The 26244-nt window shown below is 65.1% G+C and carries 24 protein-coding genes, 1 tRNA gene and 1 riboswitch; of the genes, 12 read left to right on the forward strand and 13 right to left on the reverse strand.

Annotated features, from left to right (window positions below):
* The first annotated feature begins 166 nt into the window (after positions 1-166).
* Positions 167-682 carry a L,D-transpeptidase gene (locus tag XH79_RS15405; protein ID WP_212346190.1) on the forward strand — a complete coding sequence of 172 codons (516 nt, stop codon included), beginning with the start codon at positions 167-169 and terminating at the stop codon, positions 680-682.
* 54 nt (positions 683-736) lie between these two features.
* Here the strand turns inward: XH79_RS15405 and XH79_RS15410 are convergent, their stop codons facing one another.
* Together XH79_RS15410 and XH79_RS15415 are read right to left on the reverse strand one after the other, a co-directional pair.
* Entirely contained in the window at positions 737-1327 is a 591-nt protein-coding gene (locus XH79_RS15410; RefSeq protein WP_271582167.1) for a thermonuclease family protein, read from the reverse strand.
* A gap of 56 nt (positions 1328-1383) precedes the next feature.
* Complete coding sequence (locus tag XH79_RS15415; RefSeq protein WP_271582168.1) at positions 1384-1584, reverse strand: DUF1674 domain-containing protein; 201 nt, start codon at positions 1582-1584, stop codon at positions 1384-1386.
* Between the two features lie 190 nt (positions 1585-1774).
* Here XH79_RS15415 and XH79_RS15420 point away from each other — a divergent pair, with 190 nt between their 5' ends.
* The 3 genes from XH79_RS15420 (at position 1775) to purH (ending at position 6755) form a co-directional block, all read left to right on the forward strand.
* Positions 1775-3121 (forward strand): RsmB/NOP family class I SAM-dependent RNA methyltransferase, encoded by a 1347-nt coding sequence (locus XH79_RS15420; protein WP_271582169.1) that lies wholly within the window; start codon positions 1775-1777, stop codon positions 3119-3121.
* A gap of 158 nt (positions 3122-3279) precedes the next feature.
* Positions 3280-4998, forward strand: a complete 1719-nt coding sequence (locus tag XH79_RS15425; RefSeq protein WP_271582170.1) for a heparinase II/III family protein — start codon at positions 3280-3282, stop codon at positions 4996-4998.
* Between the two features lie 58 nt (positions 4999-5056).
* A riboswitch (ZMP/ZTP riboswitch) is annotated at positions 5057-5138 on the forward strand.
* A 24-nt stretch (positions 5139-5162) separates the two neighbouring features.
* Entirely contained in the window at positions 5163-6755 is a 1593-nt protein-coding gene (purH, locus tag XH79_RS15430; protein WP_271582171.1) for a bifunctional phosphoribosylaminoimidazolecarboxamide formyltransferase/IMP cyclohydrolase, read from the forward strand.
* Between the two features lie 176 nt (positions 6756-6931).
* Here the strand turns inward: purH and XH79_RS15435 are convergent, their stop codons facing one another.
* Positions 6932-8320, reverse strand: a complete 1389-nt coding sequence (locus tag XH79_RS15435) for an MFS transporter (protein WP_271582172.1) — start codon at positions 8318-8320, stop codon at positions 6932-6934.
* A gap of 103 nt (positions 8321-8423) precedes the next feature.
* On the opposite strand from XH79_RS15435, the gene ggt reads away from it, so the two are divergent.
* Positions 8424-10172, forward strand: a complete 1749-nt coding sequence (ggt, locus tag XH79_RS15440) for a gamma-glutamyltransferase (protein ID WP_271582173.1) — start codon at positions 8424-8426, stop codon at positions 10170-10172.
* A gap of 75 nt (positions 10173-10247) precedes the next feature.
* On the opposite strand, the gene XH79_RS15445 is transcribed toward ggt, so the two are convergent.
* Complete coding sequence (locus XH79_RS15445; protein ID WP_211405171.1) at positions 10248-10913, reverse strand: glutathione S-transferase family protein; 666 nt, start codon at positions 10911-10913, stop codon at positions 10248-10250.
* A 149-nt stretch (positions 10914-11062) separates the two neighbouring features.
* Between XH79_RS15445 and XH79_RS15450 the strand changes: the two genes are divergently transcribed.
* From XH79_RS15450 to panE, 4 genes are all read left to right on the forward strand, one after another.
* Positions 11063-11659 carry a DUF2239 family protein gene (locus XH79_RS15450; RefSeq protein ID WP_271582174.1) on the forward strand — a complete coding sequence of 199 codons (597 nt, stop codon included), beginning with the start codon at positions 11063-11065 and terminating at the stop codon, positions 11657-11659.
* Between the two features lie 89 nt (positions 11660-11748).
* Entirely contained in the window at positions 11749-13098 is a 1350-nt protein-coding gene (locus XH79_RS15455) for an MATE family efflux transporter (RefSeq protein WP_271582175.1), read from the forward strand.
* A 90-nt stretch (positions 13099-13188) separates the two neighbouring features.
* Positions 13189-13797 carry a 2-hydroxychromene-2-carboxylate isomerase gene (locus XH79_RS15460; protein ID WP_212346159.1) on the forward strand — a complete coding sequence of 203 codons (609 nt, stop codon included), beginning with the start codon at positions 13189-13191 and terminating at the stop codon, positions 13795-13797.
* A 93-nt stretch (positions 13798-13890) separates the two neighbouring features.
* The gene (gene panE / locus XH79_RS15465; RefSeq protein WP_271582176.1) at positions 13891-14814 is read left to right on the forward strand and encodes a 2-dehydropantoate 2-reductase; all 924 of its coding nucleotides are present in this window, start codon (positions 13891-13893) and stop codon (positions 14812-14814) included.
* 181 nt (positions 14815-14995) lie between these two features.
* On the opposite strand, the gene XH79_RS15470 is transcribed toward panE, so the two are convergent.
* The 4 genes from XH79_RS15470 to XH79_RS15485 all read right to left on the reverse strand — a co-directional run bounded on the left by XH79_RS15470 (position 14996) and on the right by XH79_RS15485 (position 18578).
* Positions 14996-15589: a c-type cytochrome gene (locus tag XH79_RS15470; protein ID WP_271582177.1), complete on the reverse strand. Its 594-nt coding sequence runs from the start codon at positions 15587-15589 to the stop codon at positions 14996-14998.
* A gap of 195 nt (positions 15590-15784) precedes the next feature.
* Positions 15785-17059: a PQQ-dependent sugar dehydrogenase gene (locus XH79_RS15475; protein ID WP_271582178.1), complete on the reverse strand. Its 1275-nt coding sequence runs from the start codon at positions 17057-17059 to the stop codon at positions 15785-15787.
* A 381-nt stretch (positions 17060-17440) separates the two neighbouring features.
* Complete coding sequence (locus tag XH79_RS15480) at positions 17441-18427, reverse strand: NAD-dependent epimerase/dehydratase family protein (RefSeq protein ID WP_271582179.1); 987 nt, start codon at positions 18425-18427, stop codon at positions 17441-17443.
* A gap of 76 nt (positions 18428-18503) precedes the next feature.
* Positions 18504-18578 (reverse strand) — tRNA-Gly (locus XH79_RS15485).
* 274 nt (positions 18579-18852) lie between these two features.
* Here XH79_RS15485 and trxA point away from each other — a divergent pair.
* Positions 18853-19776 (forward strand): thioredoxin, encoded by a 924-nt coding sequence (trxA, locus tag XH79_RS15490; RefSeq protein WP_211405164.1) that lies wholly within the window; start codon positions 18853-18855, stop codon positions 19774-19776.
* Between the two features lie 30 nt (positions 19777-19806).
* Positions 19807-20484: an LON peptidase substrate-binding domain-containing protein gene (locus XH79_RS15495; RefSeq protein ID WP_212346147.1), complete on the forward strand. Its 678-nt coding sequence runs from the start codon at positions 19807-19809 to the stop codon at positions 20482-20484.
* Between the two features lie 113 nt (positions 20485-20597).
* On the opposite strand, the gene XH79_RS15500 is transcribed toward XH79_RS15495, so the two are convergent.
* The 5 genes from XH79_RS15500 to XH79_RS15520 form a co-directional block, all read right to left on the reverse strand.
* Complete coding sequence (locus XH79_RS15500; RefSeq protein WP_271582180.1) at positions 20598-23096, reverse strand: bifunctional diguanylate cyclase/phosphodiesterase; 2499 nt, start codon at positions 23094-23096, stop codon at positions 20598-20600.
* A gap of 167 nt (positions 23097-23263) precedes the next feature.
* Positions 23264-23857, reverse strand: a complete 594-nt coding sequence (locus XH79_RS15505) for a cytochrome b/b6 domain-containing protein (RefSeq protein WP_271582181.1) — start codon at positions 23855-23857, stop codon at positions 23264-23266.
* A gap of 75 nt (positions 23858-23932) precedes the next feature.
* Positions 23933-24211 (reverse strand): PepSY domain-containing protein, encoded by a 279-nt coding sequence (locus tag XH79_RS15510; RefSeq protein ID WP_100233301.1) that lies wholly within the window; start codon positions 24209-24211, stop codon positions 23933-23935.
* Between the two features lie 183 nt (positions 24212-24394).
* Entirely contained in the window at positions 24395-25195 is an 801-nt protein-coding gene (locus XH79_RS15515; RefSeq protein ID WP_271582182.1) for an SDR family oxidoreductase, read from the reverse strand.
* Between the two features lie 21 nt (positions 25196-25216).
* Positions 25217-25567, reverse strand: a complete 351-nt coding sequence (locus tag XH79_RS15520; RefSeq protein ID WP_212346138.1) for a hypothetical protein — start codon at positions 25565-25567, stop codon at positions 25217-25219.
* Positions 25568-25656: 89 nt separating this feature from the next.
* Between XH79_RS15520 and XH79_RS15525 the strand changes: the two genes are divergently transcribed.
* Positions 25657-26187, forward strand: a complete 531-nt coding sequence (locus tag XH79_RS15525; RefSeq protein ID WP_271582183.1) for a TetR/AcrR family transcriptional regulator — start codon at positions 25657-25659, stop codon at positions 26185-26187.
* The last annotated feature ends 57 nt before the right edge of the window (positions 26188-26244 follow it).

Consider the following 26244-nt stretch of genomic DNA (forward strand, 5'->3'; position numbering starts at 1 on the left):
TTTATTTCGAACATTTTCTTTGTTCCCGCTGCTGGCTGGCCCTCAGCGGCCGTGCGTGGAAACCATCCGGTTAACGGGCGCGGTTAATACTGTGTGGGCGAGCGGGCCATTGCCGGGTTTGCGTAGATTTGGACGACCCGTTCGGGGCAACGGAAGGGAAGCATTGATGTCGATGAGGATTGCAGTGGCGCTGGCCGCCACCATCGGGGCAGGGGTCTTGATGTCGAGCGCGGCCGAGGCCCGGCCGGAAATGGTGGGGGCCCGCCTCGCCGACTATTCGCCGGGCACCATCGTGGTCAAAACCAGCGAGCGCAAACTCTACCTCATCCTCGATAGCGGCCACGCCGTGCGCTATCCCGTCGGCGTCGGCAAGTCCGGCAAGCAATGGGCCGGCACCACCCGCATCGACGGCAAGTATCGCAACCCGGCCTGGTCGCCGCCCGCCGAGGTCAAGCGCGACAAGCCGCAGCTTCCCGACGTCATTCCCGGCGGCTCGCCGCGCAATCCGATGGGCGTTGCCGCAATGACGCTGGCCGGCGGCGAATATGCCATCCACGGCACCAACGTGCCGGGCTCGGTCGGCGGCTTCGTCTCCTACGGCTGCATCCGCATGCTCAACGACGACATCACCGATCTCTACAGTCGCGTCTCGGTCGGCACCACGGTGGTCGTGACGCGCTGATCGTCAAAATCAAAGAGAATCGAAAAGGCCGCGTCGTTCGACGCGGTCTTTTTGTTACCAGAAGCGCCTGCTTCGCGCGCACCAGCCGTCGCGGTGCCCGCCATTGTAGCTCCGCACGTAACCGCCGGCGAGCAGCGCCGCCGAAACGTTGGCGGTTCGCCGGGTCGCGACGTCGGCGAGAACGCGCCCGTATTTGTCGGCGCCGAGATTGGTGAGCGTGACGTCGCCCTGGCCGAGCAGCCCACGCAGCGCGTCGGTCGCAGCTTCAGCCTTGGTCAACTCTTCCTGACAGGATGCCTTCATCTCGGGTGCATCGATGCCGCGCAGGCGAACGCGCACGACGAGATCGCGGCCGCCCTGCTGATGCACACGCGCAAGAAAGGTGTCGCCGTCGACGGTGCGGATGACATCGACCGGCTGACGTGCATCGGCGTTGGCGGATTGCTGCAGGATGATCTCGGCGTCTCGTGAGCGGCCGTCATCAGCATGCGGAATGGGCCAATTGGTTCCGTGCCGGAACGTAAGCACGATCGCAACCGCGACGCCGACCACGAACATCCACGGGAGCAAGCCGGAGAAGCGCCGGCCGAAAGGCGAGCCGCGGTAGGACGGCCGGTATGGATGGCTGGGATCGAAGCGCGGCATCCGCGCACGCTAGGGCTGAGTCGGCTGAACCGGCAAGAGAGTGGAGAACCGGCGCCTCAAAAGTCCGAGGCGATACCTTTGCGCTCCCAATCCCCGTAACGGGTGGGCTCGGGTCCCTTCGGTCCCTGCAATTCCTTCGCCGCCGTTTCGGCATGAGCCGCAGCAGCAGCCTGCCGGCGCGCTTCGGCCTCGGCCAACGCGCGCTGGGCGGCCGGCGAGAGCGGCTTGCGCTCGGGAAGGGGAGGCTGGTCACTCATGGTCCGGCGCTTCTAGCGCAGGACGAGGCGCAACGCGACGTCCAATATCGCATTCCTGAAATCAGGCCCGGAGGGCTGAAAAAACCGAAAGCGATTCTTACATTTGGCATATTCGCGTGCCACAGATCGAACTCTCTAGGCATGCGCCCATAGCGGCGGAACTGCCGCTCGCTCAGAACCTTGCTTCCGCATGCCATCTCAACGTTTCGCCCCTCCGTCCGAAGTGCCTGGTCTCGCGGCGCGGCGGATTGCCGCCGACATCGTCGACGGCGTCCTGCACAAGCACCGCACGCTTGACGACCAGCTCGACGGCGGTGGCGCCCATCCCGGACTGAAGACGCTGGCCGACCGCGACCGCGCGCTGATGCGCCGACTGGTTGCGACCGTGCTGCGCCGGCTCGGCACGCTCGGCCATGTGCTGTCCCGCCTGCTCGACAAGGGCATTCCTTCCGACGCGCCGCGCGCGCAAAGCGCGCTGCTGATCGGCGCCGCCCAGATCCTCTGGATGGACGTGCCCGATCACGCCGCCGTCGATCTCTCCGTCCGCCTCGTGCAATCCGACCGGCGCGCCGCCCGCTATGCCGGCCTCGTCAACGCCGTGCTGCGCCGCTGCGCGCGCGAGGGCAAGGCGCTGGTCGACGAGGTCGCCACGCAATCGCTCGACTTGCCGCCCTGGCTGCTGGCGCGCTGGAGCGCGCATTACGGCGAGGCGACCACGAGGGACATGGCACTGGCGCTCGGCCATGAGCCGTCGCTCGATCTCACCGTCAAGTCGGACGCCGAACAATGGGCGAGCCGCCTGCATGGCGAGACGCTGCCGACCGGAACGGTGCGGATGCTGCTGCACGGCTCGGTGACCATGCTGCCCGGCTTCGCCGAGGGACAATGGTGGGTGCAGGATGCCGCCGCCGCGCTGCCGGCCCGGCTGTTCGGCGACATCAAGGGCAAGTCCATTGCCGATCTCTGCGCCGCGCCGGGCGGCAAGACCGCGCAACTGGCGCTATCGGGCGCGCATGTCACGGCGATCGACCGCTCGCCCGCCCGTGTGTCGCGGCTGCGCGAGAATCTGGCGCGGCTGTCGCTCCAGGCCGAGACCGTCGTCGCTGACGCCGTGGAGTGGGCCGGCCCGCCTGAAGGTTTCGACGGCATCCTGATCGACGCGCCCTGCACCTCGACCGGCACCATCCGCCGTCATCCCGATGTTGCCTGGCTCCGTCAGGAATCCGACATCGCCGCCCTGACCGCGCTCCAGCAGCGACTGCTGAAGAAATCCGTCTCGCTGCTCAAGCCGGGCGGCACGCTGGTCTACTGCACTTGTTCGCTGGAACCCGAGGAAGGCGAGCACGCCGTGGCTGCGCTGCTGGCCGCAGAGCCCGCGCTTCGCCGCGTCCCGATCGCGGCGTCGGAGGTCGCGGGCCTCGCCGAAATCATCACCGCAGATGGCGACCTGCGCACCCTGCCGAGCCATCTGCCGAACGCCGATCCCAAGCTCGGCGGGCTCGATGGATTCTTCGCAAGCCGGCTCGTTAAATCCTGATTTTGCACTGGTTTTTGCAATCCCGACGCCGATTCGCGCCGTTCAGGGTGGTGTCAGCCGGCCGATTTTGGGATTAATAAGGATTCGTCGGAATCCTCTCTCCCCCTTCAAGGCAAGGCGTGTCGGTCGCTCAACGCAGACGTATCTCGACGCTGGTCATGAACCGCTTCGCGCGGAACATGCTCGCGCGCGCGAGCGGCGGCTCGGTTGCGCTGTCGCGGGTCTGGCCTGGCCGTACCGACCGGCTGATCATCGCGCCGCATGACTTACGCACGGCGGATGCGACCCGCGCCGCCGAGATCTACGCCGGCCGCTTCGTCTTCGCCGGCAAGATCGTCAATTGCCACGGCCGCTCGATCTTCGATCTCGAGCCGCCGTCGGAGGATTGGGAGGTCGCGCTGCTCGGCTTCGGCTGGCTGCGCCACTTGCGCGCCGCCGACACCGCGCTGACGCGGGCCAATGCGCGCGCGCTGGTCGAGGACTGGATCGCCAACCCCGCCAACAAGCGCCGTCCCGTGGCGCGACGCGCCGACGTGCTGGCGCGGCGCGTGATCTCGCTGCTGTCGCAGGCGCCCCTGGTGCTCAACGACACCGACAACAAGTTCTACCGCCGCTATTTGCGCGCCCTCGCGCGCGAGATCCGCTTCCTGCGCTACACCATGGTCGACATCCCCGACGGGGTGCCGAAGCTGCAGGTGCTGATCGCGCTGTGCTATGCGGCGCTGTGCCTCGCCAACCAGGCGCGTCACATCCGGAGCGTTTCGAAAAAGCTCTCGGACGAATTGCAGCGGCAGATCCTGCCCGATGGCGGCCACATCTCGCGCAACCCGGGCGCGCTGATCGAGCTCCTGATCGACCTCTTGCCGCTGCGGCAGACTTTTGCTGCGCGCAACATCGCGCCACCGCCGGCGCTGCTCAACGCCATCGATCGCATGATGCCGATGCTGCGTTTCTTCCGCCACGGCGACGGCAATTTCGCGCTGTTCAACGGCATGAGCGCGACGCCGTCAGATTTGCTCGCGACGCTGCTCGCCTATGACGACACCCACGGCGCGCCGATGGCGAACATGCCGCACACCGGCTTCCAGCGCCTCGATGCCGGCCAGACGACGCTGATCATCGACACCGGTCCGCCGCCGCCGGCCGGCGTCAGCCACGACGCGCATGCGGGCTGCCTGTCGTTCGAATTGTCCTCCGGCATCAGCCGCATCGTCACCAATTGCGGCATGCCGACCACGGGCCGCGACAATTGGCGGCCGTTCGCGCGCGGCACCGCGGCGCATTCGACGCTGACCTATCACGACACATCCTCGTGCCAGTTCGTCGAGATGTCGGCGATGAAGCGCCTGCTGCATGGCTCGCCCGTCACCAGCGGCCCGGTCGAGGTCGAGAGCTATCGCGAGGTCGTGCAGAACGGCACGCTGCTCACGACCTCGCATGACGGCTATCTCTCCAAATTCGGTGCGATCCATCGCCGTGTGCTGATGATCGCCAATGACGGCGCGCGCATCGACGGCGAGGACACGCTGTCGCCGCCGCAGGGCGGACGCTTCAAGGGCGCCGATGCCGATTTCGCGCTGCGCTTCCATCTGCATCCGGCCGTGAAGGCGAGCCGGTTGTCGGATGCCCGCGGCGTCATGCTGGTGCTGCCGAACCGCGACGTCTGGACCTTCGAGGCATTGGACGACAAGGTCGACCTCGAGGACAGCGTGTTCCTGGCCGGCAATGACGGCCCGCGCCGCACCGCGCAGATCGTGATCCGCCAGGACGCGCGGCAGGCACCTTCGATCCGCTGGAGCTTCATCCGCTCTACCGCCTCGCCCGCAGTCACCAATGCCCGCCGCAACGCTCGCCGCGAGCCGGAACTTCCGCTGTAAACGCACGAATTCGGCCCCATCTCGTCGTTGTGAAAACGGCCAAAAGCTGCTATCGAGCCCTCGCTCGCGCGACTGGCGACCTTGGATGGAGCACCATCGGGAAGCGCGGGACACATCCGCCGCGCGCCTGGGCATAGACACTCCCTTAGCAGAGGATCTTGCTCATGACTGACCATCCCCGCCGCGTCACCCGCGCCCTTCTCTCCGTCTCCGACAAGACCGGCCTGATTGAGTTCGCCAAGGCGCTTGCCGCGCACGACGTCGAGCTGGTCTCGACCGGCGGCACCGCCAAGGCCATCGCCGCCGCCGGCCTCAAGGTGAAGGACGTCTCCGACCTCACCGGCTTCCCCGAGATGATGGACGGTCGCGTCAAGACGCTGCACCCAAAGGTGCATGGCGGCCTGCTCGCGATCCGCGACAACAAGGAGCATGCGGAGGCGATGAAGGCGCACGGCATCGCGCCGATCGACCTGCTCGTCGTCAATCTCTATCCGTTCGAGGCGACCGTCGACAAAGGCGCGGGCTTCGAGGATTGCATCGAGAACATCGACATCGGTGGCCCCGCGATGATCCGCGCCGCCGCAAAGAACCATGACGACGTCGCCGTCGTGGTCGAGGCCGAGGACTACAAGGCCGTACTCGACGAGCTCGCCGCCAACAAGGGCGCGACCACGCTGAAGCTGCGCCGGCGCCTCGCTGCGAAGGCCTACGCGCGCACCGCGGCCTACGATGCCGCGATCTCGAACTGGTTCAACCGGCAGCTCGAGATCGATGCGCCCGACTTCCGCGCCTTCGGCGGCAGACTGATCCAGTCGCTGCGCTACGGCGAGAACCCGCACCAGACCGCGGCGTTCTACGCGACGCCGGACAAGCGCCCGGGCGTCTCGACCGCGCGGCAGCTCCAGGGCAAGGAGCTCTCCTACAACAACATCAACGACACCGACGCGGCCTATGAGTGCATCGGCGAGTTCGACACCAAGCGCACCGCGGCCTGCGTCATCGTCAAGCATGCCAATCCGTGTGGCGTCGCGGAAGGCTCGAATCTTGTCGAGGCCTATCGCAGGGCGCTGGCCTGCGATTCCACCTCGGCGTTCGGCGGCATCATCGCGATGAACCGCGCGCTCGACGCCGACACCGCGCGCGAGATCACGAAGATCTTCACCGAGGTGATCATCGCGCCCGACGCCAGCGAGGAAGCGATCGCCATCATCGGCGGGAAGAAGAACCTGCGCCTGCTGCTCGCCGGCAGCCTGCCCGATCCGCGCGCGCCCGGCCTCACTGCCAAGACGGTCGCCGGCGGCCTGCTGGTGCAGAGCCGCGACAACGCCGTGGTCGACGACATGACCTTCAAGGTCGTGACCAAGCGTGCGCCGACGGATGCCGAGATGCGCGACCTGAAATTCGCGTTCCGGGTCGCAAAGCACGTCAAGTCAAACACCATCATCTACGCCAAGGATCTCGCCACCGTCGGGATCGGTGCGGGCCAGATGAGCCGGGTGGATTCGGCCCGGATCGCGGCGCGCAAGGCGCAGGATGCGGCAACTGAGCTGAAGCTCGCCGAGCCGCTCACCAAGGGTTCGGTCGTGGCATCGGATGCGTTCTTCCCCTTCGCCGACGGCATGCTCGCCTGCATCGAAGCCGGCGCCACCGCCGTGGTGCAGCCCGGCGGCTCCATGCGCGACGACGAGGTGATCAAGGCCGCCGACGAGCACGGCATCGCCATGGTGTTCACGGGCACGCGGCACTTCAGGCACTGAAGTTTGGTGCGCTGAACTCTCAACGGGGTCGTCCCGGCCTAGCGCGCAATTGCGCGCGGGGGCCGAGACCCATGCGCCGCAGCAATAGTTTTGCGAAGACTCGGAGTTACCAGCTCGTCCGGCAACCACTCCCTGTGGTTATGGGTCCCGGCCTACGCCGGGACGACAGCGGAGTTTTATCGCTCCCGCACCCGCATCAACAGACCCAACCCGGCGACGAAAAACACCACCAGCACGGCCATGCCGGCCTTCTGGCTCGCCGTCGCGGCGGTGATCATGCCGATCAGCAGCGGGCCGATGAAGGACGTGACCTTCCCGGTCAGCGCGAACAGGCCGAAGTACTGCGCGATGCGGTCCTTCGGCGCGAGGCGGATCAGCAGCGTGCGCGAGGCGGCCTGGAGCGGGCCGCCGGCGGCACCGATGAGACAACCCAGCACGAGATAGGCGCGCTCGGCCGCGCTCGAGAACAGGGGAGCGCCTGCCTGCGGCGGCGCCACCTTGACGAACAACACACTGTCCTTGTCGACCAGAAGGATCGCCGCCACCGACAGCAGCAGGACCAGCAGGCTGCCGGCAATCACGCGCTTCGGCCCGAGACGATCATCCAGCTTGCCGCCGAGCCATGCGCCGAACGTGCCAGCAATCGCGAGCATGATGCCGAAGGTGCCGATCTGGATCGTGTGCCAGCCGAACGTGCCGGCGGCATAGATGCCGCCGAACGCGAACAGCGACACCAGACCGTCGGTGTAGATCATGTTGGCAAGCAGGAACGCCGCGAGCGACTTCTGCTGCGGCAGACTTTTGATCGATTGCTTGAGCTCCAGCAGGCCCTCGCGCAGCGCCTCACGCACCGGCAGCTTCGCCGGATAGTCCGGCGTGAACAGGAACAGCGGCGTCACGAAGATGATGAACCACAGGCCGGTCAGTGGTCCGACGATGCGGTCGCCCTGATGCGTGACGGGATCGAGCCCGAACAGCGGCGTAAATCCGAGCAGCGTGCGTCCGGTCTCGGGATTGGCGGCGAGGAAGCCGAGCACGATGATCAGGCTGACGATGCCGCCGATGTAACCGGTGGCCCAGCCGGTGCCGGAGAGCCGGCCGATGCGCTCCGGCGGCACCAGGGTCGGCATCATCGCATTGTTGAAGACGGTGGCGAATTCCGCACCGACGCTGGCAAGCGCCACCGCCGTGAGCAGCGGCGGAATGACCGAGGGATCGCCGGGCTTGCCGATCCACAGCGTGCAGGACGCCAACACCAACAGCGTGCCGAACCCTGCAATCCAGGGCTTCCTGCGGCCGGACGCATCCGCGATGGCGCCGAGCACCGGCGACAGCAGCGCGATGGCGAGGCCCGCAGCCGCCATCGCAAAGCCCCACAGCGATTGGCCCGTGGCCGGATTCGGCGCAACGCTGGTCGCGAAATAGGGCGCGAACACGAAGGTCGTGATCAGCGTGAAATAGGGCTGCGCGGCCCAGTCGAAGAAGATCCAGCTGACGACAGCCGCGCGCGGCGGATAGGTCCGCTGCACGCCGGCCATGCGCACATCGGGGGCGATCGTCGTCATTCCGAAGTCCTCATCACGAACAGTTTTGTCTCTCTTAGCGCAAACGGTATAGCATTGAGGAGAGGCGTGTGAACCGGCCCGAGGCCACGGCGGAAATTTGATAATGTCGTCATACTGGACCCGGCGGACATTTGTCGCCTTCCTCGCCACTCTAGCGTTTGGTCTAGCACCTGCGACAGCGCAGGATGCCCGGCGGGCCTATGTTCCGCCGCCGCTCGATACGGTGCGCGCCGTTGCCGCCGAGCACGGCATGGTGGTGGCGCAGGAGAAGATCTCCGCGCAAGTCGGCGCCGACATCCTGCGACGGGGCGGCAATGCGGTCGATGCCGCGGTCGCGACCGGCTTTGCCATGGCGGTGACCTATCCGCGCGCCGGCAATATCGGCGGCGGCGGCTTCATGGTGATCCATTCCACTGGCCGCAACGAAGACATCGCGATCGACTATCGCGAGACCGCGCCGGCAGCGACCACGCCGCAGATCTTCCTCGGTCCCGACGGCAAGCCCGATGCCGCGAAGTCGCGCGATTCCGCGCTCGGCGTCGGCGTGCCCGGCACCGTCGCAGGCCTTGCGCTGGCATTGGAGAAATACGGCTCGGGCCAGTTCACGCTGGCGCAGCTGCTCGAGCCGGCGATCGTGCTCGCCCGCGACGGATTCGTCGTCAGCGACGACATCGCCGACAGCCTGCCGGGCTGGCACCGGCGCCTCGCGCGCTGGCCGTCCTCCGCGAAAATCTTTTCGCGTCCTGACGGCACGTCTCTCGTCGAAGGCGATCGGCTGGTGCAAAGCGATCTTGCCGAAACGCTGTCGGCCGTCGCCGCACAGGGACCACGCGGCTTCTACGAGGGCCCGGTCGCGGAGAAGCTCGCCAAGGCACTGTCCGATGCCGGCGGCATCATGACGACGGCCGACCTGAAGGCCTATCAGCCGGTAATCCGCACCCCGGTGCGCGGCAGCTATCGCGGCTACGACATCGTCTCGATGCCGCTGCCGTCCTCCGGCGGCGTGGTGCTGGTCGAGACGCTCAACATCCTCGAAGGCTTTCAACTCGGCGATCTGAAGCAGGGATCGCCGGCATCGCTGCATCTCCTGATCGAGGCCATGAAGCGCGCCTATGCGGATCGCGCGCGCTATCTCGGCGATCCCGCTTTCGTCAACGCGCCGATCGAGACCCTCACGTCAAAGGATTATGCGGGCAAGCTGCGCGCGGGCATCTCCACCGATCGCGCCACGCCGTCGAAGCAGCTGGCCTCCGCCGCCGAGGCGCCGCGTGAGGGCAGCAACACCACGCATTTTTCGGTCGTCGACAGCCGCGGCAACGCCGTCAGCAACACGTACACGCTGAACTTCAGCTACGGCGTCGGCCTCGTCGCCGAAGGCACCGGCGTGCTGCTCAACAACGAGCTCGACGATTTCACCGCGGCGGTCGGTGCTTCCAACGCCTACGGCCTCGTCGGCTACGAGCCCAATCTGCCCGGGCCCGGCAAGCGGCCGCTGTCCTCGATGTCGCCGACCATCGTTCTGAAGGACGGCAAGCCGGTACTGGTCACGGGTTCGCCCGGCGGTAGCCGCATCATCTCCACCGTGCTCCAGGTGGTCGTCAACGTCCTCGATTACAAAATGGACGTCGCCGCCGCCGTCACCGCGCCGCGGCTGCATCATCAATGGCTGCCGGACGAAGTGCGCATCGAGCGCGGCTTTCCCGACCAGGTCCTGTCCGAGCTGAAGACCATGGACCACGCCATCGTCGAGCCGATGGGACAGACGTCCGCCAATTCGATCCTCGTGACGCCGAACGGTCCTCTCGGCGCGCCCGATCCGCGCACGCGCGGTGCGGAAGCCGCGGGACAGTAGTCTCGTCGTTGCATCGGCGCGTTGTTTCCCGGGAGGTCGACGGGTCCGCGTGAACCCGAAATGTCGGTGAGATAACTACCGTCCCACCTGATACGGCCCGCCCTTCTCCAGCGCGCGCGCATAGGCCGGCCGCGCATGGATGCGCTCCAGGAACGCCATGGCCTTGGGGTGGCCCTGCTCGAGCCCGCCGCGCGCTTGGGCGGCTTCGAGCGGAAAGCTCATCTGGATGTCGGCGGCGGTGAACTCGCTGCCGGCGAACCACTCGCTCTTCGCAAGCTCGCCTTCCCAATAATCCATGTGCTGCTTGAGCTGCGGATTGACCAGCGCGGTCAGCGCCTGGTTGCAGACCTTGCGCACCAGCGGGCGCAACAGCGCCGGCGCCCGCTTCGGCATCAGCGTGAACAGCAGCTTCAGCAGCAGCGGCTGCATCGCCGAGCCCTCCGCATAGTGCAGCCAGTAGGTGAAGCGCAGCCGCTCCGGCGTGTTCGGCGGCGGGATCAGCCGGCCGTTGCCGTAGGTGGCGATGAGATATTCGATGATCGCACCTGATTCAGCGATGGTGTTGCCGTTGTCGGTGATGACAGGCGACTTGCCGAGCGGATGGATCGCGCGCAGCTCCTTCGGCGCGCGCATGTCCGGCTGGCGCTGATAGCGCACGATCTCGTAGGGCACGCCCAGCTCTTCGAGCAGCCACAGCACGCGCTGCGAGCGCGAATTGTTGAGGTGGTGAACGGTGAGCATCGTGAGGTCCCCAGGCTAGACGTGGTCGGTCGTCCCAGGCCGTTCGTGCCAGCCCGGGAACACAATGTCGAGCCATCCAGATGGATTTTTACCCGGGTATATTGACGCCTGGAATTTACCCGGGTATTAAAGCGCCCAGCATCGTCAAAATGGCAATGATTCCAATGCAAAAGATTTTCACCGCCTTCCAGGGCCCGCGTCGCCTGGTCTCAGGGCCGGCAGGAGAGGTCGCGCTGGTCGTCAAGCGGGTGGCGCAACGGCCGGACGAGCCCATCGTCATCTTCGAGGACGCCACGGGCCGATCGATCGACTTCGATCTGCGCGGCGGGGATCGCGAGGTGCTGGCACGCCTGGCGAAGCTTGTCCCGCCCCCTGTCGAGGAGACCGCAGAGCCGGCCGAGCCGCGCGGACGCGGCCGGCCGAAGCTCGGCGTGGTCGCGCGCGAGGTGACGCTGCTGCCGCGGCACTGGGAGTGGCTCGGCGCGCAGCCAGGCGGCGCCTCGGTCGCTTTGCGCAAGCTCGTCGACGAGGCACGTCGCGCCAGCGGCGACAAGGACCGCGAGCGGCAGGCACGCGATGCGGCCTATCACTTCATGTCGACCATGGCCGGCAATTTGCCGCAGTTCGAGGAAGCCTCGCGCGCGCTGTTCGCGGATGACAGGCGACGCTTCACCGGACTGATCGCGGACTGGCCCACCGACATCCGCGACCACATCGTCAAGCTCGCCTACAGCGACCGCGCCTAAGGCGCGGTCGCTGTTCCAACCCCATCGACGGCCGAGCCGCGCGCTTCGCGCGGCAACGGCTTCGCACGTCCTGATGAAAGGCCTATCCCATGTCTGCTCCAAAGCCGCTCTGGAAAACCTTCCTCCGCTTCCTCGCGCCACTGGTGCTCAGCAATGCGCTGCAATCGCTGTTCGGCACCGTCAGCAATGTCTATCTCGGCCAGATGATCGGCGTCGACGCGCTGGCGGCGGTGTCGGCGTTCTTCCCGGTGATGTTCTTCCTGTTCGCTTTCGTCATGGGCCTGAGCACCGGTGCCACCGTGCTGATCGGGCAAGCGTTTGGCGCGGGTGAGCACGACAAGATCAGAAGCGTGGTGGGCACGACGCTCACGGTCGGCCTGGTGCTCTCGATTGCGATTGCACTCGTCGGCGGCGTTTTCAGCCGGCAATTGATGACGCTACTTGCCACGCCCGCGAACATTCTGGACCAGGCCAGCGCCTACGCCCGTGTCGTGTTGCTCACCATGCCGCTCGGCTTCGTCTTCCTGCTGATGACCGCGATGATCCGCGGTGTCGGTGATGCGCTGACGCCACTCCTGGCGCTGGCGTTATCGACGACGATCGGCCTGATCCTGACGCCGATGCTGATCCGCGGCACGTTCGGATTGCCAGCCGTGGGCATCACCAGCCCGGCATGGGCGGCGGCGATCGCCAATGCGGCGACGCTGATCGTGCTCGCGGTTTATTTGCTGCAGAAGAAGCATGCGCTCGCACCGGACGCTGCATTGCTGGGTCATCTCCGGATCGACAGCGCCATGCTCGGCAAAATTCTCGGCATCGGGCTGCCGAGCGCGATCGGCATGGTGGTGATGGCGATCGCCGAACTGGTGCTGCTCGGCCTCGTCAACGGCTTCGGCTCGAATGCCACCGCAGCCTGTGGCGCCGTCAACCAGGTAATGGGCTATACGCAGTTCACGGCGATGTCGATTTCGATCGCGGTCTCGATCCTCGGCGCCCAGGCCGTCGGCGGCGGCGACAGGGCCCGGCTCGACAGTATCGTGCGCACCGGTCTTGCGTTCAACATCGTCCTGACCGGCGGCCTGGTGGCGCTGATCTATCTCGCGCCGCGCGCCGTGCTCGGCATCTTCATCACCGACGACGCCGTGCTGGATCTGGCGAAGGGATTGCTCCACGTCGCCCTGTGGAGCTCGGTGCCGTTCGGTCTGGCCACGGTGTTTTCGGGCGCGATGCGCGCTGGCGGTGTCGCCTTCACGCCGATGCTGCTGTCGATCTTCGCGATTGTCGCGATCGAGCTGCCGGCTGCGGTCATCCTCAGCCGCACCGTCGGCCTCGAGGGCGTGTGGGCCGCCTATCCCATCGTGTTCTGCGCCATGTTCCTTTTGCAGATGGGCTATTACTTCCTGGTGTGGCGCAAGCGGGCAATCCGGCGCCTGATCTGACCGCCAAAGTATTATGACCGTCATTAAACGATGGACCTGTGGCGCGGCCTGCGCCACAATGCCAAAAAAGCGCCTCCAGGGAGAACGAATTTGCCCCGCACAGCCCCGCAATTCCTGTTCGATTTCGGCAGCCCGAATGCCTATCTCAGCCATCTCGCGATCCCGGCGATCGAGCAGCGCATCGGCGTCAAGTTCGAGTATGTACCGATCCTGCTCGGCGGCATCTTCAAATCGACCAACAACAAGTCGCCGGCCGAGACGCTCGCCGGCATCAAGAACAAGCGCGAATTCCAGCAGGTCGAAACCGAGCGCTTCATCAAGCGCTTCAAGGTCCAGCCCTATGTCTTCAATCCGCACTTTCCCGTCAACACGCTGAACCTGATGCGCACCGCGATCGCGGCGCAGCTCGAGGGCGTGTTCGAGAAATATGTCGAGGCCGCCTTCCACCACATGTGGCGCGAGCCGAAGAAGATGGACGACACTGAAGTTGCGATGAAGGCGTTGGCCTCGTCCGGCCTCGATGCGCAAAAACTGTTTGCCCGCGCTCAGGAACCGGAAGTGAAGGCGCGACTAATCAAGAACACCGAGGAGGCGGTCGCCCGCGGCGCCTTCGGCTCGCCGACTTTCTTCGTCGGCAACGAGATGTTCTTCGGCAAGGAGCAGCTGCGCGAGGTCGAGGAGATGGTCTCGGGGACTTGATTTTCGTATTGTGGACGAACCGGGCAATCATCTCCGGTGTCGTCCTGGCTTTCGCTAGGACGACGGCAAAGAAGAAACAACAAGGACAATCCCATGCGTATTCTCGTGGTCGGCGCCGGCGCCATCGGCGGCTATTTTGGTGGCAGGCTGTTGCAGGCCGGCCGCGATGTCACCTTCCTGGTCCGGCCGCGCCGCGCCGGCGAGCTGGCGAGTGCAGGCCTCGTCATCAAGAGCCCGAATGGCGACGTGACCCTGAAAAATCCGCCGACCGTTCAAGCCGACGCGCTCAAAGACAAGTTCGACGTCGTGCTGCTCAGCTGCAAGGCGTTCGACCTCGATGATGCCATCAAATCGTTTGCTCCGGCGGTCGGCCCTGATACGTCGATCATTCCGATGCTCAACGGCATGAAGCATCTCGACATCCTCGATGCCAAATTCGGCAAGGAGCGGGTGCTCGGCGGGCTCTGCGCCATCGCCGCGACGCTGAACGAGAAGCGCGAGGTGGTGCAGCTCCAGCCGATGCAGTCGCTCAATTACGGCGAACGCGACGGCAAGCTGTCGGATCGCGTCAAGGCGATCGACGAGGCCTTCAAGAACGGCATCGTTGGTGCCACCGCCAGCCAGAACATCATGCAGGACATGTGGGAGAAGTGGGTGTTCCTCTCTTCGCTCGCCGCAAGCACCAGCCTGATGCGCACCTCCGTCGGCAACATCCTTGCCGCTCCCGGCGGCCGCGACTTCCTGCTCGGCATGCTCGATGAGACCAGCGCCATCGCCACCGCGTCCGGCTACCCGCCGGGTGGCCCGTTCTTCGAGCGCGTGAAGGGCAACATCACCACCGAGGGCTCACCGATGACGGCCTCGATGTTCCGCGACATCAAGGCCGGCCTGCCGGTCGAGGCCGATCACGTCATCGGCGACCTCATCGCCCGCGCCGATGCCGCCAAGGTGCCGGTGCCGAAGCTGCGCATCGCGTACACGCATCTGAAGGCGTATGAGAAGCAGCGGGCGGGGTAGCTGCACACTCCGCTGTCGTCCCGGCGAAGGCCGGGACCCCATAACCCCGGGGGGTGGTTTGGTCGAAGACTGATAGTTGTTCAGTTTTTGCGGTACTCATACTTCCACTCACCGATAGATCACGCGGTATGGGTCCCGGCCTTCGCCGGGACGACAGTGGAGATTGCGGCTACACCCAGCGCTACTTTAGATGCGCCAGATAATGCGAGACCGCGGTGATTTCCTCGTCGCTCATGTGATAGGCGACATCGGCCATCGCGGCGACGCCGCCGCCGACGCGCGCGCCAGCCTTGTAGTCGTGCAGCGCCTTGATGAGATATTCCTCGCGCTGGCCGGCGAGCCGCGCCACGGCCTTGGTGCCGGCAAAGCTGTCGGTGTGGCATGAGGCGCAGCGGCGGCCGACGGCAACCTGCGCGCCCTTTTTCGACAGGTCCGGGTCGTTGTCCTCCGCTGCCTTCGGCGGCGTCATTTGCGAGAAATAGGCGCCGAAACTGCGGATGTCCTCGTTGGTGATCTCTTCCACGATCGGCTGCATCTGGTCGTTCTTGCGCGAACCGGCGCGGAAGAACACCAGCTGCCACTGGATGAACTGATCGGGCTGGCCGGCCAGCGAGGGAATGTTCTCCGTCTGCGAAATGCCGTTCTCGCCGTGACAGCCGGAGCAGACGGCGGCCTTGTCCTTGATCGCTGAATTGTCGGCGGCGCCGACTGGAAGGGCGCCGAGCGTCAGGAGCGCAATCGCGCTGATTGCGTGCGAGGTGAACTGCCGGCGCATGGGGAATTCCGATCTGTCGGGTACGTCATCCCGGGGCGCACCGCTTGGCGCGCGCCCGGACTCCATAACCACCAATCGGGGTTATGGGTTCCGGACTTGCGCGCAAGTCGCGCGCAATCCGGAACGACGGCGTGTGACGTTGAAATGAATGAGGCTGCGGCCATGGCGCGGTCGCAGCCTCCGTTTCGTCTTCCGCTACTTCTTGCTGTAGCTGATACGATAGATCGCGCCGGCCCAGTCGTCGGCGACGAGGATCGAGCCGTCCTTGGCGAGGATGATGTCGTTGGGACGGCCGAGATAGCCCTGGTCACCCTCGAGCCAGCCGGAGGCGAACACCTCCTGCTTGGCGTTCTTGCCGTCGGGCCCGACGATCACGCGCATGATGCGGGCGCCCTGGTACTTGTGCCTGTTCCAGGAGCCGTGCTCGGCGATCAGGATGTTGTTCTTGTACTCGGCGGGGAATTGGTCGCCGGTATAGAACTTCATGCCGAGCGGAGCGACATGCGCGCCGAGATTCAGCACCGGCGGCGTGAACTCGGAGCATTTGTGGCCCATCGCGAACTTCGGATCGGGCAGGTCACCCTGGTGGCAATAGGGATAGCCAAAATGCTCGCCGATCTTGCTGATCATGTTCAGCTTGTCTGAGGGCAGATCGTCGCTGACCCAGTCGCGTGCATTCTCGGTGAACCAGAACTTGCCGGTGCGCGGATCGACGTCGCCGCCGACCGAGTTGCGAACGCCGAGCGCCCAGATCTCGGCGTTGCCGGTCTTGGGATCGACGCGCCGGATCTGCGACACGCTGGTCGGGGGAATGCCGACATTGAAGGGCGGGCCGAACGGAAGGAAGAACCAGCCTTCCTTGTCGACCGCGATGTACTTCCAACCATGCGCGGCATAGGACGGCATGTCGTCATAGACGACCTTGCCGTCGCCGAGCTTATCGAGATTGGCCTCGGCGTTGTCGTAGCGGATCAGCTTGTCGACCGCGATGACGTAGAGCGCGCCGTCCTTGAAGGCGAGACCGGTGGGCATGTTCAGCCCCTTGAGGATGGTCTTGACCTCCTTCTTTCCGTTGTTGTCCTTGATGGCATAGACGTTGCCGAGGCCGAACGAGCCGACGAACAACGTGCCCTTGTCACCCCAGGCCATCTGCCGCGCGGCGAGAACGCCGGGCGCATAGACCTCGATCTTGAAGCCTGCCGGCAGCTTGATCTTCTTCATCATCGCCGCGAGCTCGGCCTCCGACGCGCCCGTCGGCGGACCCGAGGGCGGCGCGAGGCCTTTCTGCGCCTCGGTCTCGTCGCCGAGGAACCAGTCGTCCGGCGGATGGGTCCAGAATTCCTTGGTGCCGGATTCGTATTTCTTCAGTACCCGGTTTTTGTCCTGTTGCTGCGCATTGACAACGCTGGTCCCGGCAAGAAGGGCAACCGCTGCAAGCGCCAACACGGATCGATGGAACATCGATGTCATCGCGTCACTCCCCTAAGGCAGCCGTCAGGGCTGCACGTTCTTGTTTTGCTGTTTGAGTAGGCGAAGTTCGGAGTCTGTCAGGACGACAGACTTAAAAAGGTTAGCACATCTGCGAGCGGTGAGAAGCGCATCGCGTGTGCTGCGGTTGCGCTCAATAAAAATTGAGACGGATTTGCTGCCGGCGCCAGCCGCAGCAACGACAACGATCTCGCTGCAACGCGGAATCAGAATGACGCGCGGCTCAATTTGGAGGCAGCGGGAAGGGCCCACATTAAAAAATGCGAAAACAACCCCATGCACAGTAGAACGGCGGAGGCCGCGGCGCGCCCGGTGAACCCGGACAGACGCTTGATGCGTCGAGCAAAACTACGAACGCGGCGCTTACGAGGCGACTGGGTAGGGCCCGTCGTCAAACACCGCCTCATGATAGCCTTTCGACCCGACGTCGCGCGCCAGCGTGCTGCGGAAATCCTGACCCGCACGCAGGCACTGCAGCACATGCGCGAAGTCGAATTCCGGCCGCCAGCCCAGCTCGCGCCGGGCGCGCGCGTTGACATAGACGCGGTCGATCTGCGGAAACAGGCGCCAGCCGCGCGCCGCGTAGAGCTGCGCACAATCCGGATGGAGCGCGCGCACGACGCTTGCCGCGTCATCCGCCAGCGCCGCGAGATGATGCGGCTCGAACGGGCTCGTGGCCGAGACGATGTAACGAGCAAAACCGATCTTTGACGCGCGCTCGACGGCGAGCAGATGGGCGCTCACGGCGTCCGCTATATCCAGCCGGCGATAGAGCAGCTCGTTGGCCTGCGCGTTGTCCAGCGGATAGGCCGACCGCATCGCCGGATCGTCATCGTCCTCCGGAAAGAAGCGCGAGGTCCGCAACACGACGACCGGCAGGCCGCGCTCGCGAAAGAACAGCTCGCACAGCGTCTCCGCCATCAGCTTGGTCGTGCCGTAGATGTTCTTCGGGACGGACGGCAGGTCCTCGGTAACCCACACCGCCGCCTGCCCCGCTTCGGGGCGCAGCTGCGAGCCGAACGCGCTGGTGGTGCTGGTGAAGATGAAGCTCTTCACACCGGCGGCCGCAGCCGCCTCGAGCAGGTTGAGCGTGCCGGTGACGTTGGTGTCGACGAAGTCTTGCCTGGCGTGGGTCGCCACATGCGGCTTGTGCAGCGTCGCGGTGTGGATCACGGCCGCGACGCCGGCCATCTGCTCGCGCACGAACGCGGGATCGACGATCGAGCCGACGGCATCGGTGAAGGGCGAGGGCTTCAGATCGATCCCGCGCGCTGGCGAACCCTGCGCCTGGAGCGTCCGCAAAAGGGCCTCCCCGAGGTGCCCAGCGCTGCCCGTAACCAGAATTGTCATTGCAAACCCAATACAGCCGCCAGCGGCGCGGAAAACCACGGCCCGGTCTGGTTTGGCTGGATGCTCTGGGAAAAATTGGAGCGGGCGAAGGGGCTCGAACCCTCGACCCCGACCTTGGCAAGGTCGTGCTCTACCACTGAGCTACACCCGCATCCTGTGTCGGTCGCGTGACGCGCCGGCAACGGCTGTCGTATGCCAAAAGCGGGAGGGGAATGCAACAGCTACCGGCGGCATAGATACGCAATTGCGGGCCCTAAATGGAGCCCGAATGCGGCCGAATCGCCCGAAAACGGCCCGGAACCGCCGAATCGGCCCCGGTGGATTGAAATTCGGCCTATTCGGCCCAATTTAGGAGCCGACAACAAGCATCGGCGTTGGCGACGTGCTAAAGAGCCGCCATTCCAGACATCAGACGAGGGGATCCCGTGACGATCATCGACCAGGGTAACGGAGCGGCGGGCCCGGCTGCGGCCGATCTGATCAAGGACACCACCACCCAGACCTTCGTGAAGGACGTCATCGAGGAATCGAAGCGCCAGCCGGTGCTGATCGACTTCTGGGCGGAGTGGTGCGGCCCCTGCAAGCAGCTCACCCCCGTACTGGAGAAGGCGGTCAAGGCGGCCAAGGGCAAGGTCAAGCTGGTCAAGATGAACATCGACCAGCACCCGGCGATCCCGGGCCAGATGGGCATCCAGTCGATCCCGGCCGTGATCGCCTTCGTCAACGGCCAGCCGGCCGACGGCTTCATGGGCGCGGTCCCTGAGAGCCAGCTCAACGCCTTCATCGAAAAGCTGACCAAGGGCGTCACCGCTCCGGGCGAGGTCAATGTCGCAGAGATCGTGCAGGAAGCCGATGCCGTGCTCGCCGAGGGCGACGCCGCGGCCGCCGCGCAGATCTATGCCGAGGCGCTGCAGCATGATTCGACCAACATCGCGGCCCTGGCCGGCCTTGCCAAATGCTATGCCGTCTCCGGCGCGATGGAGCAGGCCAAGCAGACGCTGGCCATGGTACCGGAATCCAAGCGCAACGATCCCGCTGTGAAGGCCGTGCAGACGACGATCGATCTCGCCGAGCAGGCGGAGCAGCTCGGGCCCGTGGCCGAGCTGGAACAGAAAGTCGCCGCAAACCCGCTCGATCATCAGGCCAGGTTCGACCTCGCGACCGCGCTCAACGCGCAGGGTAACCGCGCGGCCGCCACCGACCAGCTGCTCGAGATCATCAAGCGCGACCGCAAGTGGAACGACGACGGCGCCCGCAAGCAGCTCGTGCAGTTCTTCGAGGCCTGGGGCGGCACGGATGATGCAACGGTCGAGGGACGAAAGCGCCTGTCGACGATCCTGTTTTCGTAAGGACAGCGTACAAGCGTCAGCGGGGACCAGATGCCGATCAACATCGAATATCGCGGACCCGCCGACCTTCCCGAAATCATTCCGGTGTTTCCGCTGCCGGGCGCGCTGCTATTGCCGCGCGGCCAGATGCCGCTCAACATCTTCGAGCCGCGCTATCTCGCGATGGTCGACGATTGCTTCCGCGACGGCCATCGCCTGATCGGCATGATCCAGCCCGACGTGGCGCACTCGCCGAAGAATTCCGACAAGCCCGCGCTGTTCCGCGTCGGCTGCGTCGGCCGCATCACCCAGCTCGCCGAATCCGGCGACGGCCGCTACATCCTCGAGCTCACCGGCGTCTCCCGCTTCAAGGTGGTCGAGGAGCTCGAGGTGCTCACCGCCTACCGGCAGTGCAAGGTGGATTTCTTTACCTTCGTCGACGACTTCACGGCCCGCATGGGCGAGGACGAGGTCGATCGGGAGGCGCTGCTGTCGGTGCTCGCGGACTTCCTGAAGGCCAACAATCTCAAGGTCGACTGGGAGGGCGTCGAGAGCGCGCCCAACGAGGCGCTCGTCAACGCGCTGGCGATGATGTCGCCTTACGGCCCCGCCGAAAAGCAGGCCATGCTGGAGGCGCCGGACCTGAAGACCCGCGCCGAGATCCTGATCGCGGTCACCGAGATGGACCTCGCCAAGAAGCGCACCAGCGGCGATCCGCCGCTGCAGTGAGGGCCTGAAGCATGATCCGGAAAAGTGCGAAGCGGTTTTCCGGAAAGATCATGCGCAAACAACAACCTAAAGCGCGATGACGATTCATCCCAATCTCATCGCGCTTTAACGGCTCACGCAGCGCGGATGGCTGCCTCATCCCGCCGCAGCAATCTGGCGACGTCGGATGCAGGCATCGGCCGGCTGAAATAATAGCCCTGTGTTTCGACGCACCCTTCCTCGCGGAGGATGTCGAGCTGCTCCTTGGTTTCGACGCCTTCGGCGGTCGTCGTCTTGCCGAGGCTGACTGCGAAACGAACCACCGCGCGCGCGAGATGGCGCGCGTCTGCCCGCGGGCTGGATAGTTCGGCGACGAAACTGCGGTCGATCTTGACCTTGTCGAACGGGAATCTCTGCAGAAAGCTCAACGATGAATAGCCGGTGCCGAAATCGTCCAGGGCAATTCGCACGCCGAGCTCGCGCAGCTGAGCGAGCACCGCAAAGACGGCCTCGCTGTCATGCATGATCACCGTCTCGGTGACCTCGAGCTCGAGCCTGTGCGGCGCGAGCCCTGAACTCGCCAGCGCGCCGACAATGACCGGGACGAGCTCCTTGCTCCTGAATTGGGCGGGAGACAGGTTGATCGCGATCCTGGCATGCGCGGGCCATGTGGCAGCCTCCGCGCAGGCGGTCCTCAAGACCCATTCTCCCAGCGGCACGATCAAGCCGGTCTCCTCCGCAAGCGGGATGAATTCGCCCGGCAGGACCAGGCCTCGCTGCGGGTGATGCCAGCGCAGCAAGGCCTCGAAGCCGCAGGTCTCGCCGCTCGCGGCGCTGAGGAACGGCTGGTAGTGAAGCTCGAATTGACGCCCCGCGAGCGCATCCCGCATGTCGCGCTCCAAATTGCGTCGCGCATGCATGAGCTCGTCGAGCTCCGGCTCGAAGAAGCGGAATGCACCGCGTCCGCCGCTCTTGGCCGAGTAGAGGGCGAGATCCGCGCTCTTCAGGATCACGTCGGAATCGTTGCCGTCGCGCGGCGCGATGGCAATGCCGATGCTGGTGCCTACCGTGACCCGGTGATCGCCGAGATCGAAAGGTTGGCAAAGCGCCTTTCTGATGTTCTCGGCAAGGGCGGCGGCCTCCACGGCCGGGTTGGTCACGTAATCGATCACCGCGAACTCGTCGCCGCCGAGACGCGCAATCAACGCGGTTTCCGTGACGCATTCGCGCAGACGCGCGGAGACGGCGCGCAGCAGCGCATCGCCCGCCGGATGTCCAAGCGTGTCGTTGACTTCCTTGAAGCGGTCGAGGTCGAGCATGAGCACGGCCAGATCGAGGCCGCCGTTGCGCGTCACCGCAATCGCATGCTCCATCCGTTCCCTGAGCAGCACGCGATTTGGCAGATCGGTGAGCGCGTCGTGTTGCGCCATATGGGTGATCTTGGCCTCGGACCGGCGCTGCTCGGTCACGTCGAGATGCGTGGCCACCCATCCGCCGCCGGCCATCGGCTGCCGCGTCACGCAGATCAGCCGGCCATCGGCGAACTCGTCGATCCTGCTCGAGACGGCATCGAACGGCAGGGCCGCCAGTTTCGAGATGAATTGCTCGGCGGCGCCCTCGCTGGAATCGCCCTTGAGAATGCCCTTCACGATACGATGCCTGATGATGTCGGTATGCGATGTCCCCGTCCTCAGCAGCTCCGGCGGCAGCTGATAGAGCCGGGCATAACGCTCGTTGCAGACGACAAGCCGCTTGTCGGCATCGAACATGCAAAGGCCTTCAACCATGTGATTGATCGCCGTGTCCAGCCTCAGCGTCTGATCCTGGAGTTCCTGCTGCGAGTCTTCGAGCTGCTGCCGGGCGACCGAAAGCTGGCTGATGATCTCCTCGAACCTGGCGGTTCTGCTTGCCATGCGACGATCGGCCACCACGCCGATCAGGCTCATCCCCAGCACGGAAAGTGCGACACCGGCGATGGCAAGCGCGAGGAAAGCCGGGGAAAGCGAAAGACTATCCGTCGCGAGGGTGGGATCCGGCGTGATCTGTACGGCACCCATGGCCGTGAAGTGATGCGACACGATGGCGAGTGTGAGCAGGACGGCTGCTGCCAGCGTGCCCCGATAGCCCTGGTAGGTCAGGGCAACCGCCAGCGCGGCGTAGCCGAGACACATGCCCAAAATGATCGAGACGAATACGAGGTCCACCGACCAGGCGACCCGGCCAGGCACTTCAAGGGCCCACATTCCCAGATAGTGCATGCTGGCAATGCCGCCTCCGACGATGACACCCCCTGCCATCGCGCCCCAGCGGCCGGACGTGCCGACCGCAACACCGAAGCCGACCGAGGTCAAAAGCATTGCCACGGCGAGTGAAAACGCAGTCAGCAGGAGGCCATAGCCGGTCGTGACGCCGGGCTCATAAGCAAGCATCGCGACGAAATGCGTCGCCCAGATTCCGTATCCGATGGCTGCGCCGGCAATCGCGATCCAGATCCACCGCCTTCTCGCGCGCGTCGCGATCGCACGATGAAAGATACTGGCCGCGACGATGCTCGCGACGAAGCAGACCAGGCCTGCGAGGACAACGAGCCGCCAATCGTGCTCAGCCGTCAGACAGGAAAAAACGCGGAACATGCAATCTGGCTCCACCGTCAATAGTGTCGATGGTGTACGCGCTAAACGTTCATCGCGTTAATTTTGTGCAACGCCCGATTGCATACTTACCGGCGCGTTAACGCTTCCTGCTCAATTCGATTTGTCGACCGCGCCCAGGCGGACGGAAGAAAGCGTGCAGCGAGACGCTAGTGGTGACCACGGATGCGCTTGCGGCCGGTGATCATTGCGCGGATCAGGTTCTCGCGCTGAAGCAGTCCCATCAGGAGCACGCCAAGCACGTGCAGCACGACCAGCACGATGACCGCGTCCGATGAATAATGGTGGGTGTCCTCGACCCACCAGAGGCCGAAAAAGGTCACGGTCACCGACATCGCGCCCGTGATCGCCGAGACGGCGGTCGCCAGCAGCAGCGCCACCAGCATCAACGTGCCGGCGGGATTGAGACCGATATAGCGGCCGGTGATGCCGCGGCGCAAATTCCAGAGATAGCGCGGCCCGGCACGCAGCCGGACGCCGACCATGCGGAAGCGGGAGTAGCGACTGCCCCAAAAACCCCAGACCAGGCGGAAGGCGAGAAGCCCAAGCACGGTATAGCCGACGATGCGATGCAGCCGGTCATAGACGGTGGGCGTGAACCACGCGGCCAGGATGCTGGCCGCGAAAGCCCAGTGCCAGAGGCGCAGCGGCAGATCCCAGACCGCGACCGTCCGCGAAGCGGTTCGATCCGCGGGGGCCCTGTCGGACACCCCGCGCGCTTCTGGCACCGCTTCTTCGATCAAGCTGGGACCACCCTCAAGCCTCACTCTGCGCGGACGATCTCGCGCAGCTCAACTGGCAAGTTTTACTTGGCAGCCTTACTTGGCAATCGTGTGCTTCAGGCTGAGATCTTCCGGGCTGTAGAACAGCTCGTAGAGCTTGCCTTCCTTGACGCCGTACACTTCGTAGCACGAGCCTTCGATCTTGGAGCGCCGCACTTCGTAGCCCAGCGCCTTGGCCTTGGCTTCGGCTTCGCTGGCCGGCTTCCACGACGCCTTGTCGAGCTTGGTGCAATCCTTGAAACCGTCGGCCATGGCCGTCGATCCCGCGCCAATCCCGATCGTCAGTGCAATGGCAACAACACGAATGACCTTCACGAACTTCTCCTCCTCTGTCGTGGGCGCTGCGCGGAGCCGCGAGCGGGACCGAAGGAAGCAAAGGAGGAGGTGAAGTCAATCGGGTTCGGGCATGGATCGCTTTAGATAAGTTCTAACATTGTCCAAAAGCTGAGTGCTCTCCGTGCGCAGTGCGCATTTGACCCACCTCTGCGGCCTAACGCCTCACGCCGCAGGATAGTTGCGTCGCAGCCAATCCGCCCACGAGAGCTGTCCGCGAACACCTCGGCTGACGGCGAAGCCCATGCCGCGCGCCCTCGCGTCCGACAGGTTCATCGGCAGGATTTTTTGACGCCATCCCCGGGCGTCCTGATACCGGCGGGCCAACGAGACGAGCTCGAGATCTTCGGGACCACCAATCTCGACACGCTCGCCACGCATTCCGTCGAAGGTGCAGGCCACGACGTGTTTGGCGACGTCCGACGTGTCGACCGGGTTGAACAGTGTCGTCGGCACCGGCCACATCGGAAGCCAGCTGAGGCCCGCGAGCAGCCGGTCGAGAAGATAGTAGAACGGCATCGCGCGAACGACGGACCAGGACAGTGCTGACGCACGCACCAGCCGTTCCCCGGCGAGCTTGACCCGCGCGTAGGGCAGGGTTGCCTCATCGAGGCCGACGATCGAGACGTGGAGAAAGTGCCGCACCCTGGCCTCACTGCAGCATGACAACAGCCTTTCGGTGCCCTCGACGTCCACGGCGGAGGGCGACGTGAAGAAGTCCGTCGGACGAATGCCGCCGCGCCGCGCGATCGGCGACCAGGTTGCCGCATTGATCACCGTATCGACATCGTGCAGCGCGTCCCGCAACCCGGCGCCCGTCGCGAGGTCGCCGATCGCCCATTCAACATCCGATCGCGGGCCCGGCGCGCGCGCAAACACCCGAACCTGACGTCCGTCGTGAACGAGGCGATCGACGATATCCCGGCCAAGATGGCCTGTACCCCCGGTGACGAGTGTCAGCGTCATGCCTCAACTCTCATTCGACGCTCAATAGCCCGCAACCGCCAGCACGACGACCGCACTGAGCATCATCCAGCCGAAGTGCCGGCCGCGCGTAGCCCATGCGTTGGCGATAGCGGAGAGACCGAACACACAGGCCATGGTGACGACGATCCAGTGGCGTGCCGGCTCCGAGCCCATCCAGGGCGTCGCGATCAGGAGCACGCCACCGCCAATCCAGGCGACGGTCGAGGCCTGCCAGACCAGGCGGATCAGGGTGCGCAGCCGTTCCGGCTCGATGCGGGCGCGGACAAACACCCTGGCCTCGCCGAGGTAGCCGTGGATGAGAGCCACCACGATGGTCAGCAGGCCGGCGCATTGGAGCAGGAGATCACGCATCAACGCCTCCATACAGTTATGTATGGTCAACTAAGCGCTCGCCTGCCGCTTGTCAATACACTAGTGTATGGTCGAATTTGGAACGCGACATGACGGAACAGCTCTCCGCCGACGACTGGATCAAGGAAGGCCTGAAGGCGCTTGCCAAAAGCGGTTTCACGGCGCTGAAGGCCGATCCGCTGGCAAAAGCCATGGGGGTTTCGCGCGGCAGCTTCTATTGGCATTTTGCCGATCTCGGCGCGTTCCACGCCGCGGTGCTGAAGCGCTGGCGCGAGATCGCGGCCGAGCAGATCATCGCCGACGTCGAGGCGGCCGGCGACGAGCCGCTGCAGGCGCTGCTGCGCAGATCCTTCGGCGCGCGGCTCGACCTCGAACGCGCGGTGCGCAACTGGGCAGCCTTCGATGCGACAGCGCAAGGAGCGGTGCGCGCCATCGACCGCCGCAGGCTCGACTATATCGAGCAGCTGCTGGGAAAACGCGGGCTTACCCCGATGGCGGCGACGGCCCGCGCGCAGATCCTCTATTGGACGTTTCTCGGCTTTGCCCTGTCCGGGGCGCCGGTGCCGGCGGCGCGGCTTCAGGGCATGCTCGACGAGCTCCTGGCGATGGTCTCCGCCTGAGCAGCTGCCATGGGCGGACGCGAATTTCTGTGGTAGAGGCAAGCAATTGCCGGAGAC

The sequence above is a fragment of the Bradyrhizobium sp. CCBAU 45389 genome (genome assembly GCF_028128625.1).
GTDB classification, from domain to species: domain Bacteria; phylum Pseudomonadota; class Alphaproteobacteria; order Rhizobiales; family Xanthobacteraceae; genus Bradyrhizobium; species Bradyrhizobium liaoningense_B.

Excerpts from the sequence above, each read along its gene's own strand:
- XH79_RS15405 (WP_212346190.1), top strand. The coding sequence starts at position 167 with ATGTCGATGAGGATTGCAGTGGCGCTGGCCGCCACCATCGGGGCAGGG.
- XH79_RS15410 (WP_271582167.1), bottom strand. The coding sequence starts at position 1,327 with ATGCCGCGCTTCGATCCCAGCCATCCATACCGGCCGTCCTACCGCGGC.
- XH79_RS15415 (WP_271582168.1), bottom strand. The coding sequence starts at position 1,584 with ATGAGTGACCAGCCTCCCCTTCCCGAGCGCAAGCCGCTCTCGCCGGCC.
- XH79_RS15420 (WP_271582169.1), top strand. The coding sequence starts at position 1,775 with ATGCCATCTCAACGTTTCGCCCCTCCGTCCGAAGTGCCTGGTCTCGCG.
- XH79_RS15425 (WP_271582170.1), top strand. The coding sequence starts at position 3,280 with ATGAACCGCTTCGCGCGGAACATGCTCGCGCGCGCGAGCGGCGGCTCG.
- purH (WP_271582171.1), top strand. The coding sequence starts at position 5,163 with ATGACTGACCATCCCCGCCGCGTCACCCGCGCCCTTCTCTCCGTCTCC.
- XH79_RS15435 (WP_271582172.1), bottom strand. The coding sequence starts at position 8,320 with ATGACGACGATCGCCCCCGATGTGCGCATGGCCGGCGTGCAGCGGACC.
- ggt (WP_271582173.1), top strand. The coding sequence starts at position 8,424 with ATGTCGTCATACTGGACCCGGCGGACATTTGTCGCCTTCCTCGCCACT.
- XH79_RS15445 (WP_211405171.1), bottom strand. The coding sequence starts at position 10,913 with ATGCTCACCGTTCACCACCTCAACAATTCGCGCTCGCAGCGCGTGCTG.
- XH79_RS15450 (WP_271582174.1), top strand. The coding sequence starts at position 11,063 with ATGGCAATGATTCCAATGCAAAAGATTTTCACCGCCTTCCAGGGCCCG.
- XH79_RS15455 (WP_271582175.1), top strand. The coding sequence starts at position 11,749 with ATGTCTGCTCCAAAGCCGCTCTGGAAAACCTTCCTCCGCTTCCTCGCG.
- panE (WP_271582176.1), top strand. The coding sequence starts at position 13,891 with ATGCGTATTCTCGTGGTCGGCGCCGGCGCCATCGGCGGCTATTTTGGT.
- XH79_RS15470 (WP_271582177.1), bottom strand. The coding sequence starts at position 15,589 with ATGCGCCGGCAGTTCACCTCGCACGCAATCAGCGCGATTGCGCTCCTG.
- XH79_RS15475 (WP_271582178.1), bottom strand. The coding sequence starts at position 17,059 with ATGACATCGATGTTCCATCGATCCGTGTTGGCGCTTGCAGCGGTTGCC.
- XH79_RS15480 (WP_271582179.1), bottom strand. The coding sequence starts at position 18,427 with ATGACAATTCTGGTTACGGGCAGCGCTGGGCACCTCGGGGAGGCCCTT.
- XH79_RS15495 (WP_212346147.1), top strand. The coding sequence starts at position 19,807 with ATGCCGATCAACATCGAATATCGCGGACCCGCCGACCTTCCCGAAATC.
- XH79_RS15500 (WP_271582180.1), bottom strand. The coding sequence starts at position 23,096 with ATGTTCCGCGTTTTTTCCTGTCTGACGGCTGAGCACGATTGGCGGCTC.
- XH79_RS15515 (WP_271582182.1), bottom strand. The coding sequence starts at position 25,195 with ATGACGCTGACACTCGTCACCGGGGGTACAGGCCATCTTGGCCGGGAT.
- XH79_RS15520 (WP_212346138.1), bottom strand. The coding sequence starts at position 25,567 with ATGCGTGATCTCCTGCTCCAATGCGCCGGCCTGCTGACCATCGTGGTG.
- XH79_RS15525 (WP_271582183.1), top strand. The coding sequence starts at position 25,657 with ATGACGGAACAGCTCTCCGCCGACGACTGGATCAAGGAAGGCCTGAAG.